Source organism: Novosphingobium sp. PASSN1 (assembly GCF_002278815.1).
Genome location: NZ_NKIS01000002.1, coordinates 593,424 through 605,896, shown reverse-complemented (window position 1 = coordinate 605,896; position 12,473 = coordinate 593,424). Strand labels below are relative to the sequence as shown.

Here is a 12,473-nt window from a genome sequence, read left to right as displayed (position 1 = left end):
ATCACTCACGCGGCATTGCTGGATCAGGCTTTCGCCCATTGTCCAATATTCCCCACTGCTGCCTCCCGTAGGAGTCTGGGCCGTGTCTCAGTCCCAGTGTGGCTGATCATCCTCTCAGACCAGCTAAAGATCGTCGCCTTGGTGAGCTTTTACCTCACCAACAAGCTAATCTTACGCGGGCTCATCCTTAGGCGATAAATCTTTGGTCTTTCGACATCATACGGTATTAGCACAAATTTCTCTGAGTTATTCCGTACCTAAGGGCAGATTCCCACGCGTTACGCACCCGTGCGCCACTAGACCCGAAGGTCTCGTTCGACTTGCATGTGTTAAGCATGCCGCCAGCGTTCGTTCTGAGCCAGGATCAAACTCTCAAGTTTGATTCAAAAACCAGACTGGCACGGATAAATCCGCAAACCAGCAAGGCTCGAACTTTCAGGCGTTGTTCCTGCACAAATTACTATACATGGTGTATAGGACATTATGTGCGAACAGCTAATTTTTAACCAAGCACCCGGGGCCTAAAAACCCCCGGACCTGGCGCCGTCGCCCACATGTCCCTTCATCTAAATATCACAATGTCAAAGAGCCGAACCGGTTTTACCCGGTTACCACCGACAAAAAAGCGGACACCTAAGGTTCCCTGATATTTACTACCAGGGGAGTAGGTGACCTATTTGTTGGCGACCGAACCGCGGAAACGCTTGCTTCCCGTCCGGTGAGAGGGCCTCTAAAGCGACTTCGGGATTCGGTCAACAGGCATTTGCAATTTTATTACAAAAAAAATGCACTCCCTGCCCAATACCAAGGATTTGTAAGGTTTTCCGCGTATATGCAGGAGATGGATTTGACTGCTCTGAATAACAACTTGAAACCCGAAGAGTTCCAGACACGCGTGAAATCCGCGGTTTTCTGGCGTTCGGGGACTCAGATTCTCGCGCAGATCATCAGTTGGGCTTCCACGCTCGCAGTAATCCGAATCCTTGAACCAAGCGATTATGGATTGTTTGCCATGACCTCAGTCGTCCTGGTGTTCCTCAATTTCCTCAACGGCTATGGGTTCGTTTCCGCTCTTATACAGTCCGATAAGGTTGAATCGATTAGGATTCGGCAAGCTTTCGGCATGCTGATTCTCTTGAATGCCGGATTGGCAGCGACTCAATTCTTCGTCATCGCGCCGCTGGCAGCCACTTATTATGGCGAGCCCGTCATCAGTGACATGCTGCGTTGGCAGTCGCTTATCTATCTTTCGACGCCGTTTCTGATTCTGCCAGAGGCGATGCTGTCCCGGAATCTCGACTTTAAGAAGCCCGCAATCGTCAATCTCACCTCCGCCTTTATCGGAGCAGTTGTTGCGCTTGGTATGGCGTATGGCGGCTATGGTGTCTGGACATTAGTATCTGCTCCTATCGCTATCTTTTGGACGCGCGCCATCGCGCTGATCGTCGCCACGCGGTTCTGGGTTCGGCCGAGTTTCAATTTCAAAGGCGCTGGCGGGATGTTCGGTTTCGGCACCGCAATGCTGATCGCGCATGGCTTTTGGATCATCCAAAGCCAAGGCGACATATTCATTGCCGGCCGTGCGTTCGATAATCACGATCTCGGTCTATATGCAGAGGCGTTGTTTCTAACGCAGATCTTTGCCGCGAAGTTCGTGCCCCCTCTTAATGAGGTAGCCTTCCCTGCTTATGCGCGGCTGCAAAATGATCGCGTGGCCCTTGCTTCCGGGTTTCTCAAAGCCGTCCGGCTTATCATGCTCGTATCATGCCCGCTCTATTTGGGCATGGCGGTTACGGCGCAGCCTCTGGTTGACGTGGTTATGGGTCCCAAATGGACCGATGCGGCCCCGCTGGTCGCTATATTGGCGCTGGCCATGCCGGTGATGACGTTACACATTCTCTTTGCGCCAGCATTGAGTGCGCTTGGCCTGCCCAACATCGTATTACGTAATGCGATCTTCGGCGCGGTCCTTATGCCGTCCGTCTATCTCTTCGCGGTGCAGTTCGGCGCAGAAGGATTGGCATGGGGCTGGCTGGTCGCGTTTCCCATACTGCTGACCTTCACAATATATCAGGCACGGCCGCACATTGGCTTCACATTGCGCGGGCTGGCCGAATCAATATTGCCCGGGCTCGCAGCAGCCGCTGCCATGGCGGCAGTGGTGTGGTCGATTGACCATATGTTGATCATGCAGCGCTGGCCCGACATGCCATCAGTGCTGCGACTCGCGTTATTGGCGGCCACAGGTGTTTGTTTTTATGTCGCGATGATGTGGCTCCGCGCACGCGCCACATTTATGGAGGTCGTCAATCTGGTCGTCCGGCGCAAACCGCCAGAGCCCGACCAGAACGCGCCCCTTAAGCCTTAAGCAAACCAATCTCGATCAAACGTTCGCGCAAATAATCATCTGCGAGAATCGGGTCGGGATAGCGATTCGGGTTTTCGGCGCTCACGCATTGCGGCAGCGTTGCGATTAGGAAGTCAGACCGCAGATGCAGAAAGAATGGCATCGAATAGCGGCTGAACCGCGAACGATCGCCTGTCGGGTTGACCACACGGTGCGTCGTCGAGGGCAGCATGTGGTTGGTAAGCCGCTGCAACATGTCCCCCACATTGACGGCCAGCCCCCCCTGAGGCGGCGACACGTCCATCCAGCTGCCGTCGGGGCGCAGAATCTGCAGCCCGGCCTCTTCGGCACCCAGCAAAAGCGTTATCAAATTGATATCCTCATGCGCGCCAGCGCGGATGCAGCCTTCGGCGTCCCCCGCTATCGGCGGGTAATGCAATAGCCGCAGGATGGAATTGCCATCATCAATCGTCGGGTCGAACCAGTGCGCAGGCAAATTGAGATAGCGGGCGATCGAGGACAGTATCCGCGCACCGACCTTGTCCATTTCGGCAAAGAGCAACTGGAACGTCTCTTTGAACTCGGGAATATCTGGCCAGATATTCGGCAACATCGAACCCGCCAACGGGCTGTCTGGCGCGACATCGCGTCCGACATGCCAGAATTCCTTCAGATCATGATAGTCAGCGCCCTTGGCGATTTCGGTTTTGAATGGCGTATAGCCGCGCTGACCCGCAATTGCGGTATCGAACCCCTTCATCTTTTCCAGCTCGGACTGTTCGAACAACTGCTTCGTCAGCGCCCAGGCTTTGGCGACCAGATCCGGGTTAAGCCCATGATCTACAACGGTCGCAAAGCCATATGTCCGAAATGAATTGCCAAGCTGTTGGCCAAGTGCGTCGGCATCGCCACCGCTCAATGAAATAACGGGCATATGTGTCATGGACAGCGTGTTACTGCCTGCCTTAAAGGCTTGCCAGCGAAAAGGAGTAGCAAGTGGCAAAACAATTTTGGCTGATGAAGTCCGAACCCGACGTGTATAGTTATGATGATTTGGTGGCGGAAGGCGAAGGCACTTGGGACGGCGTGCGCAATCATAGCGCGGCGATAAACCTGCGGACGATGAAGGTCGGCGACGAAGCCTTTTTCTACCACAGCAATATCGGCCTTGAGATTGTTGCGATTATCACGATCAGCCACGAGCATTTCATCGACCTGACCGATGAAAAGGCGCGCTTTGTTGCGGTCAAGGTCAAGCCGTCACGCAAGCTTGCCCAATCGGTGACGCTGAAGGCTATCAAGGCGAACCCTAAACTGGCCGAAATGGAAATGTTGCGGCAATCGCGCCTGTCGGTAGCGCCGGTGCGTGAATCCGAGTGGAAAGAGATATTAAAAATGGCTGGCGAATGAGCATGCCCAAGATCGCGATCTTAGCCCCTGTCCCAGAATATGAGGAAGACTGGTCGCATATAAAGGCGGATTATGCGCGGCTATTGGGCGACCAAGCGACATTTATCGACTGGACCAAGGCGGACGATTTGAGCGGATTTGATTTGGTCACGCCTTTGTTGGCATGGGGATATCCGCGCGATTGCCCGCGCTGGTTTGCCCTGCTTGACCGATTGGAGGCCGACGGCATCGCCGTTTCCAATCCGGTCAGTATATTGCGGTGGAATAGCGACAAATCTTATCTGGCAGAACTGGATGCGGCAGGTATTCCGTCCGTCCCAACTTTAATGAGTGACGCGCTTGACGCCGATGCGCTTGACCATGCCCGCGCCAATTTTGCTGTCGACACGCTCGTCGTCAAACCACCCATTTCCGGCGGTGCCGACGGGACGTTCCGGCTGACGCTGGGCGAAGGCGTTCCCGATTCGGTCGCCGGGCATCGCATGATGATCCAGCCTTATGTGCCGACGATTGCCGAAGAAGGCGAATATTCGCTCTTCTACTTTGGCGGCGACTTCAGCCACGCCATCATCAAACGTCCAACGGCAGGCGATTTTCGCGTGCAGGAACAATATGGCGGTTATGAAGAGGCGGTGACACCGCCTGCGGCAGCGCAAGATCTGGCACAACGCGCCTTAACCGCCACCGCATCCATCACCGGCACTGGCACGCTGGCTTATGCCCGGGTCGACCTATTGCGCGATGGCGATGGTGTGTTCCGCTTAATGGAGCTGGAATTGATAGAACCATCGCTCTTCCTGCGCTTTGCGTCCGACAATGGCACTGCATTCGCTGAAGCGTTGCTGGCAACAGCCTAACGGGGGCGACGGCCGGAACCAAAAACGCTTGTGTAGATTTTAACTGATGTACTGACCCGCAGTTTCCGCGAGGCCAGATTACGCAGAAAGGATTTGCGCTATGAGCGAATTGACAGACAAGGCCAAAGGCTTAGGCAATGAGATCGCCGGCAACATCAAGCAGGCTGCGGGCAAAATGTCCCATAACCCGCATCTCGAAGCCGAAGGCATTGCCCAAGAACGTAAGGGCGAGGCCCAAAATCTAAAAGGCAAAATCAAGGGTGCTTTAGGCGACAAGGTCTAAGCCAAATTAGACACCCAAGGAAGGTCGCCCCATGCGGGCGGCCTTTTTTATGCCTGACGGTAATCGGCGATTATCTCGCCGCAGGCCTGCAATTCCGCTTCATGGCCAGCCTCGCGCCAGCTTTCGGCCAGTGCAGCTTTCTCCCACGCGCGCATTGCGGAAAGCCCGAGCATATGGTCCACCCATTCTTGCCCGGCATGGCCGACATCAAGGCCATAAGTGCGCACGCGAAACACGACTGGCGCAAAAAATGCGTCGACGGCCGTGAAATGCGGCCCCGCCAGAAACGGGCCGGCAAAACGGTCGAGACCCTGTGCCCAAAGCTCCGATATGCGCGCAACATCGCCTTGCAATGCCGCGGACATTGGCTTGGGCTTCACCCGCACCCCGACATTCATCGTACAATCATTGCGCAGCGCAGAAAAACCACCATGCATTTCGGTGACGGCGCATTGCGCCCATGCCCTTGCGGCAGGATCCTCCGGCCAGACGCCTTCGTGCCGATCAGCCAAATATAAAGTGATACCAAGCGAATCCCAGACAGTCCGTGCGCCATCCAGCAACACAGGCACTTGTCCCGTCGGCGAAAACGCGCGGAAGGCTTCGTAATTGCTATCGGCAGCAAAAGGTTCGATGCGGTCTTCGAACGGGATGCCCAGAATTGTCATCAGCACCCATGGCCGCAGGCTCCAACTGGAGTAATTGCGATTCGCGGTAATCAGCGTGTAGGTCATTGGTAACGGCCTTTCCCGTGAAAATCGGCTATTGGGCGCACCGGCTAGTTGTCCAGTTCCAACCAATGCGAATCTGCGCGCTGATGATAGCTGTCGAAAACGGCAAAAGGAATGCGAAAGGGCGTGCCCCAGTTGCTGTTCCACATGGCAACAACGCCCGTGCGCGTTGCGGGTTCGAAAATCAGCGTTGCGCGATATCCATCAACCGCACCCGAATGGCCGATGAACTGGCGTCCGTCATAGGTGAAGCTGCGCCAGCCAAGGCCGTAATGGGCATCTGAATTCGCCTGCCGCAGCGCACCGCCATATATTGGCGCCGTATTGACGCGCGGAGCCTGCGCCAATCGAAGCGTTGACGCCGGCAACACATCAGGGCGTTCGCCCATAGTCGCCTGCAACCAGCGAGAGAAATCAACGATATTGCTCTCTACCCCAGCCGCAGCTGGCACACGCCAATAGCTTTCCTTTAAGGTGCGGACGTTGCTGCCGCTGTGCGGTCGGGCCCAATCCTTCGCGCCGGTCAGTCCTGCCATGCCGAAATTCGCGCTGGTCATACCCAGTGGCAAAAAGAAACGCTCGCTGACCAAGTCGGGATAGGACCGCTTACCTGCCTTAGCCAATATCTCACTGGCCGCGTCGAACGCCAGGTTCTGATATGTGTGGCAGGTACCGGGCTCGCATTGCAACGGCGCATCCGCCAGACTTGAGCGGATGGCGCGCGGGTCCTGCCCGTCCTCCAGATTTTCATCATATGCGTTTTTGGTGAGACCGGTCTGCTGCGCCAGCAATTGCGCAAAGTTAATTCGTGACTCAGCGCCATCAGGCAAGCGTAACGAACTTTGCCAGCTCGACACCGGCTTTTGCAAATCAAGCGCGCCTTCGCTCGCCATTGATGCGGCCAGCGTGCCGGCAACCGTTTTGGAGACTGAAGCCCATCGGAACACCGTATGTGTAGTCACAGGGGCGTTAGTGGAACGGTCCACAACGCCATAGCCATGGACAAAACGCAGCTCGCCCTCCTCAACTATGGCTACCGCGAGACCAGCCATTTCGGAACGCTGTGTCAGCGCGGCAAATTGCTGGTCGAGTTTGCCATAATCGATTCGACCGCGCCATTCGTCCGGCTGGTCGGGCAAATTCGGGGGTGCCTTTGCAAGTTTGCGCAGCACAACCGCAACTTGGTTCGTCTCCGGCGCCGAGTATAACAAATACCAGCTGGCCAGCCCCAATGCGGAAGCGGCGATCAAGAATATAATGAAGCGCCGCATCGTACCGATTAAATAGCGACCTCATAATGGGCAGTCGTTTTGCCTGCGACTTCATCAACGGTGATCCCCGGTGCAACTTCAATTAGCTTGAACGGGGACGATTTGTCGGGGCGTTGGAACACCGCCAAATCGGTGATGATCATGTCAACGACATTTTTACCCGTCAGCGGCAATGTGCATGCGGGGATGAACTTTGGCGAGCCGTCCTTGGCATTATGCTCCATCACAACGATGATTTTCTTCACACCAGCGACAAGGTCCATTGCCCCGCCCATGCCCTTGATCATTTTGCCGGGGATCATCCAGTTCGCGATGTCGCCATTTTCGGCGACTTCCATTGCACCCAGCACGGTCAGGTCGATATGCCCGCCGCGGATCATGGCGAAGCTGGCGGCGCTATCGAAATACGCGGTCTGCGGCAGTTCGCTGATGGTTTGCTTGCCTGCATTGATAAGGTCGGCATCCTCTTCCCCCGCAAAAGGGAAAGGCCCGATGCCCAACATGCCATTTTCGGACTGAAGCGTTACTTCGACGCCAGCCGGAATATGGTTGGCCACCAGCGTAGGGATGCCAATGCCCAGGTTCACATAATATCCGTCGCGCAATTCCTTTGCAGCGCGGGCTGCCATTTCGTCACGGGTCCAGCTCAATGTATCAATCCATCTTCATCGGTGGTGGGGTGTTCAGTCGGTAAATCGGTTGGGATGGCTCGCTCGGCGTCCACACCCTCCCAAATCCGCGCCAAGGCTTCAGCCTCGGATATTCCAGTGGCGCGGGCCCAGGTTTTGGCGCCGTGGCGAATACAATCGACCAAGGCGATGCCATAGCCCATCGGATCGCCGCCGACGGGAACAGGGTTGATAAAGCAGGTAACTGGCCCGCCCTCCTTCACCCAGACACGCAAAAATTCGCGGCTGTCGCCGAGCATATCGGCATAAGGCACAAGGTCGATGGGCACTGGCTTATCGCTCATGCCGCATCCCTTTCGCGTACGGTACGGAACTCGATCTTTTTGTCATAAGGCGCCCCAACGATCATGCGCTGCACATAGACGCCGGGCAAATGAATGCAGTCGGGGTCAAGGCTGCCAACAGGCACAATTTGCTCTACCTCAACCACGCAGACCTTGCCGCAGGTCGCGGCAGGCAAATTGAAGTTACGCGCGGTCTTGCGGAACACAACGTTCCCGCTTTCGTCTGCCTTCCACGCTTTGATGATCGAGAGATCGGCAAAGATGCCGCGTTCGAGGATATATTCCTCACCCCCAAAATCTTTCACTTCCTTGCCCTCGGCCACCAAAGTGCCGACGCCGGTCTTGGTATAAAAACCGGGAATGCCAGCGCCCCCAGCACGCATCCGTTCGGCCAGCGTCCCTTGCGGGCAGAATTCCACCTCAAGTTCGCCCGCCAGATACTGCCGTTCAAATTCTTTGTTCTCACCCACATAGGACGAGATCATCTTCTTTACCTGCTTGGTGCGCAGAAGCTTGCCGATGCCTTCATTGTCGATACCGGCATTGTTGGACACAAAGGTCAGGCCAGTGACCCCACTGTCGCGAACTGCATCCAGCAACCGTTCGGGCAAGCCGCACAGGCCAAAGCCGCCGCTGGCAATCAATATGTCGTTTTTGAGCAGGCCGTCGAGCGCGGATGCTGCGTCCGGGAACAGTTTTTTCGCCATGAAGTGCTCCAATAGTTGGGAGAGACGGAACGGCTCTCGCCTAGACGTCAACGGGTGTAAAGGTCAACGCCAATAGCGCGCCCAATTCGCGCAATACTTGCGCGCCGCTGGCAACCTTTATCGCAGCCATGCCCATCGCTGCTGCCGGTTTGCAGTTGATGCCAAGGTCATCGAGGTAGATGCATCGCGATGGAGAAACAGCGAGCGCTTCACACATCATATTATAGATGCGCGGGTCAGGTTTGCGGACACCCGCCTTGCTCGATTCAATGATATGGTCGAACCGTTCCATTACCGCCGCCACCGCCGCCGCCTTTGCGTCGCTCACCGCCATGCCTGCGCCTTTGCCCGACGGCACATTGTTTGTGATGCACCCCAGCGCAAAGCCAAGCGATTTGAGTTGATCGAGCGCCGCCACCATGTCTGGGCGGATTTCGCCAGCAAGGCAGGCGATAACCGACGCACCGTCCAATTCATGCCCCAGTGCCTGCGCTTCGGCAGCAAACAGCGCGTCAAATTCGGTTGCGCTACATTCGGCGCGTTCGAATTTGGCCCAGGCATTATTGTCCGGATTCACCGAATTGACCCGGCGCACGAAATCCATGGGCAAGCCGCGCTCCGCCTCCATCCGGTTAAACGCCTCAAACGGCGACGAAGTGATAACCCCACCGAAGTCAAAAATTACCGTATTAAATGTCATGCAATGCCTCAGGCGATTGTTGTGCCGAACAGCGATCCGATCGCTGCAGTTGCCGCCATTGCAATTGCACCCCAAAAGGTCACCCGAAAAATAGCTTTGCCCATCGGCGCCCCGCCCGCTTTCGCACCGACACCGCCCAGAATGGCAAGGAACAAAAGCGCCGCAATCGACACCGTCCAGCTGAGAGCGGCGGCAGGCGACAGGGGCACCATTGCCAGCGGCAGCGCCGCGCCGATTGCGAATGACCCAGCCGAAGCCAAAGCCGCCTGCACCGGGCGCGCCGCTGTATGCGTTGCCATGCCAAGCTCATCGCGCAGATGCGTCGCCAGCGCGTCGTGTGCGGTCAGCTTGTCCGCAACTTGCTCCGCCAGCGCCCGGTCAAGCCCGCGCGCTTCATAAATACCGACCAGTTCCTCGCGTTCCTTTTCAGGGATAGCCGCAAGCTCTTCGGTCTCACGGGCCCGATCGGCATTTTCGGTGTCGGATTGCGAACTGACCGACACATATTCGCCAGCGGCCATAGACATCGCACCCGCCACGAGGCCCGCAATGCCGGTCATCAATATGGTCGCGGGTAACGCTTGCGCCGCCGCCACGCCGACGATCAGGCTGGCGGTCGAAACAATGCCATCGTTCGCGCCAAGGACGGATGCACGCAGCCAGCCGATGCGGTCAATAAGATGCGCTTCCTTGTGCCGTGGCATGTGCGATAATCCGATCTCAATATTGCAGCTTAAGCCCCGGCCGCGCCCAACGGGTTTTAACCAGACGCCCACTGCCCGACAGGCAGATATAAGCATCCATCATATCGTCTCCGCCCCACGCAATGTTGGTGGTGAAGATATCATCGGTCGCGACAAATTCGACCAGCTCGCCCTCCGGAGAAATCACGCTGATCCCGCACTCCCCAATCGTCGCGACGCAGATATTGCCGCTTGCTTCGATGCCAAGGCTGTCGAAGAATTTATACCCGGCTGGACGGTATACGGGGATCCCCGGTCCACCCGGGCCCGCATCCGGCGCAACTTTGCCTGGCGACGTGATGTTGAACTTCATCAACCGGCACGTGTAGGTTTCGGCCGCATATAATATAGTGCCATCGGGCGACAGGCCGACACCATTGGGGTTGTTCGACGGAAAGATGACCTCTTCCAAATGGCTGCCGTCTGCCTTGGCATAAAAGATGCCAACGACATCATGGCTGCGCTTGGCATAATCAATCTTGCCATGGTCGGTGAACCAGAACCCGCCATGCGCATCAAAAACAATGTCGTTCGGGCCACGCAGGCTGCAGCCAAAGTCTCCCGATTTATAAAGTATCTCGACTGCGCCGGTATCGATATCGATACGCTCAATCCGGCCGCCGGAATAATCCTGCGCAATGCCGTGCGGCGCAAGAAAGCCATTGGCTTCCATATATTCAAAGCCGCCATTGTTGCAGCAGTATAATTTGCCGTCGGGACCAAGCGCCAAGCCGTTGGGGCCGCCGCCCGTTTTCGCAACGACGGACTTGCTGCCGTCGGGCCGCACCCGCGTAATCTGCCCCTCGGCAATTTCGACCAAAATGACGCTGCCGTCGGGCATGACGACGGGGCCTTCCGGGAAGCGCAGGCCATCAGCGACCAATTCAAACTCTGCCATAATATTCTCTCCTTCATCTCGGCTCACGCGCTGGCGCGGTCCGGTCTCCTTCTCCAAGCTCGGCCTGCATGTACACGCTATCAAGCCAGCGACCAAATTTCCGACCAACCGATCGCATCCGACCAGCAAAAGTGAATCCCATTTTCGTATGTAGCGCCACCGACGCAGGCTCTCCGCCGCCGATCACGGCAATCATTTGACGGAAACCATATGCGTGCGCTTCATCAAGCAGCCGACGCATCAATGCGACACCGATCCCTTGTCCCACATGTTGCGCGCGAACATAAATCGAGTTTTCGCACGTGAAACCGTACGCGGGACGGTCTCGGAATGCCGTTGCGTAGGCATAGCCCAATATCGCCCCTTCGCGTTCGGCAACAAGGAAAGGCCAGCCATGGGCCAAAATGTCCGCAATCTTCTGTTCGGTTTGATCCAATGTGCGCGGTACGGTGTCGAAACTGGCGGTGCCGTTCACAACATGATGCGCATAAATGTCAGCTATTGCTTTAGCATCGGTGATGCGCGCGTCCCGCACGATCACCTCGTTCTTCGCTTCCCCCGCGTCATCCATCCATCATCGCTGACATAATATAACGGCCTTTGGAAGCATTTTGCGGTGTTTGATATCGATCAAAGACTTTGCGTCGCATCGGCCTACACTCAATCGCATCAATCCGAGTCGGCCTATTCTGGCGTATGAAAAGGAACTGATGATGAAATCTATCATGGTACATGCTGGCGGAGACGCGGCCTTTGAAAGCCGGTTGCAGGCCGGGCTTGATCTTGCACGCCGTTTCAACGGGCATTTGACCTTGGTCTTGCCCCGACCAACGCAGGATTATGTGGCGTTTGACATGTTCGGCGGTGCGCATTTCATTGCCGAAGCCTTTGACGCCGCCGAAACGGAACGCGGAAAGCTGTGTGCACGCACCGACGCGCATCTGAAATCGGAGGATGTGCCTTGGGATTGGCAGATATTTGACGGAACGACATCCGACGCATTGATTAATGCAGCGCGACTGGCGGACATATTGGTCATGTCGCTGGACGAAGCGGGCGCATCCGGCGGCGCGCGCGCGTGGGTCAGCGATGTCGTCACAGCTTCGCGAACGCCCGTACTTGCGGTGCCTGCATCAACAAAGCGCATCGCATGGGACCGCGCGATGGTGGCATATGACGGCGGATTTGAAGCAGCCAACGCCTTGCGCGCAGCATTGCCGTTGCTTCAGGCGGCATTGCATGTGCGGATTGCAGAGGTGGAAACCGTACCCGAAGAATTCCCTGTGACGGACGCTGCGACCTATCTATCGCGCCACGGCGTCAGCGCCGAGATTGCGGTCGCGGCAAAAGGTAATCAAAGCGTCGAGGAACGGTTGCTGACTGAAGTAAATGCGTGGCGACCCGATTTACTCGTCATGGGCGCCTATGGCCATGGGCGGTGGCGCGAAACCTTGTTTGGCGGCGTGACACGGTTCATGCTGGGCGAACTGGGCATCCCTGTGTTGCTGGCGCACTAAACAAAGATTGGCTTTTGACCCTTTTCCGTGCCAGCT

The 12,473-nt window shown here is 56.5% G+C and carries 15 protein-coding genes and 1 rRNA gene; 5 read left to right on the top strand and 11 right to left on the bottom strand.

Annotated elements, in window-relative coordinates; translation table 11 throughout:
- Positions 1–380, bottom strand: a 16S ribosomal RNA gene (locus CFE35_RS05770); the annotation flags it as partial.
- Between the two features lie 461 nt (positions 381–841).
- Here CFE35_RS05770 and CFE35_RS05765 point away from each other — a divergent pair.
- Positions 842–2,368: a lipopolysaccharide biosynthesis protein gene (locus CFE35_RS05765; RefSeq protein ID WP_292928899.1), complete on the top strand. Its 1,527-nt coding sequence runs from the start codon at positions 842–844 to the stop codon at positions 2,366–2,368.
- On the opposite strand, the gene CFE35_RS05760 is transcribed toward CFE35_RS05765, so the two are convergent.
- Entirely contained in the window at positions 2,358–3,290 is a 933-nt protein-coding gene (locus CFE35_RS05760; RefSeq protein ID WP_292928831.1) for a 2-oxoglutarate and iron-dependent oxygenase domain-containing protein, read from the bottom strand. The two genes, CFE35_RS05765 and CFE35_RS05760, sit on opposite strands and share 11 nt — an antisense overlap.
- A 53-nt stretch (positions 3,291–3,343) precedes the next feature.
- Here CFE35_RS05760 and CFE35_RS05755 point away from each other — a divergent pair, with 53 nt between their 5' ends.
- The 3 genes from CFE35_RS05755 (at position 3,344) to CFE35_RS05745 (ending at position 4,897) form a co-directional block, all read left to right on the top strand.
- Positions 3,344–3,757 carry an EVE domain-containing protein gene (locus CFE35_RS05755; protein ID WP_292928829.1) on the top strand — a complete coding sequence of 138 codons (414 nt, stop codon included), beginning with the start codon at positions 3,344–3,346 and terminating at the stop codon, positions 3,755–3,757.
- Between the two features lie 2 nt (positions 3,758–3,759).
- Positions 3,760–4,614 carry a hypothetical protein gene (locus CFE35_RS05750; RefSeq protein WP_292928827.1) on the top strand — a complete coding sequence of 285 codons (855 nt, stop codon included), beginning with the start codon at positions 3,760–3,762 and terminating at the stop codon, positions 4,612–4,614.
- 100 nt (positions 4,615–4,714) lie between these two features.
- Positions 4,715–4,897 carry a CsbD family protein gene (locus CFE35_RS05745; protein ID WP_292928825.1) on the top strand — a complete coding sequence of 61 codons (183 nt, stop codon included), beginning with the start codon at positions 4,715–4,717 and terminating at the stop codon, positions 4,895–4,897.
- Between the two features lie 47 nt (positions 4,898–4,944).
- On the opposite strand, the gene CFE35_RS05740 is transcribed toward CFE35_RS05745, so the two are convergent.
- The 9 genes from CFE35_RS05740 to CFE35_RS05700 are packed head-to-tail and all read right to left on the bottom strand — an operon-like array spanning position 4,945 to position 11,491.
- Positions 4,945–5,631 carry a glutathione S-transferase family protein gene (locus CFE35_RS05740; RefSeq protein WP_292928897.1) on the bottom strand — a complete coding sequence of 229 codons (687 nt, stop codon included), beginning with the start codon at positions 5,629–5,631 and terminating at the stop codon, positions 4,945–4,947.
- A 44-nt stretch (positions 5,632–5,675) separates the two neighbouring features.
- Positions 5,676–6,899, bottom strand: coding sequence for a serine hydrolase domain-containing protein (locus CFE35_RS05735; protein ID WP_292928823.1), 1,224 nt, complete (start codon positions 6,897–6,899; stop codon positions 5,676–5,678).
- Positions 6,900–6,907: 8 nt separating this feature from the next.
- Positions 6,908–7,549, bottom strand: a complete 642-nt coding sequence (locus CFE35_RS05730; protein ID WP_292928821.1) for a CoA transferase subunit B — start codon at positions 7,547–7,549, stop codon at positions 6,908–6,910.
- Positions 7,546–7,872 (bottom strand): DUF5076 domain-containing protein, encoded by a 327-nt coding sequence (locus tag CFE35_RS05725; protein ID WP_292928819.1) that lies wholly within the window; start codon positions 7,870–7,872, stop codon positions 7,546–7,548. Before CFE35_RS05725 ends, CFE35_RS05730 begins: the two co-directional genes overlap by 4 nt.
- Positions 7,869–8,579 carry a CoA transferase subunit A gene (locus tag CFE35_RS05720; RefSeq protein ID WP_292928817.1) on the bottom strand — a complete coding sequence of 237 codons (711 nt, stop codon included), beginning with the start codon at positions 8,577–8,579 and terminating at the stop codon, positions 7,869–7,871. The genes CFE35_RS05725 and CFE35_RS05720 overlap by 4 nt, the downstream gene beginning before the upstream one ends.
- Positions 8,580–8,619: 40 nt before the next feature.
- Positions 8,620–9,279 carry an HAD-IA family hydrolase gene (locus CFE35_RS05715; RefSeq protein WP_292928815.1) on the bottom strand — a complete coding sequence of 220 codons (660 nt, stop codon included), beginning with the start codon at positions 9,277–9,279 and terminating at the stop codon, positions 8,620–8,622.
- 8 nt (positions 9,280–9,287) lie between these two features.
- Positions 9,288–9,983 (bottom strand): VIT family protein, encoded by a 696-nt coding sequence (locus CFE35_RS05710; RefSeq protein ID WP_292928895.1) that lies wholly within the window; start codon positions 9,981–9,983, stop codon positions 9,288–9,290.
- A 16-nt stretch (positions 9,984–9,999) separates the two neighbouring features.
- Entirely contained in the window at positions 10,000–10,920 is a 921-nt protein-coding gene (locus CFE35_RS05705; RefSeq protein ID WP_292928813.1) for an SMP-30/gluconolactonase/LRE family protein, read from the bottom strand.
- 13 nt (positions 10,921–10,933) lie between these two features.
- A complete protein-coding gene (locus CFE35_RS05700) occupies positions 10,934–11,491 on the bottom strand; it encodes a GNAT family N-acetyltransferase (RefSeq protein WP_292928811.1) in 558 nt (185 codons plus the stop codon).
- Between the two features lie 142 nt (positions 11,492–11,633).
- On the opposite strand from CFE35_RS05700, the gene CFE35_RS05695 reads away from it, so the two are divergent.
- On the top strand, positions 11,634–12,437 hold the full coding sequence (locus CFE35_RS05695; RefSeq protein WP_292928809.1) for a universal stress protein: 804 nt from the start codon (positions 11,634–11,636) through the stop codon (positions 12,435–12,437).
- The last annotated feature ends 36 nt before the right edge of the window (positions 12,438–12,473 follow it).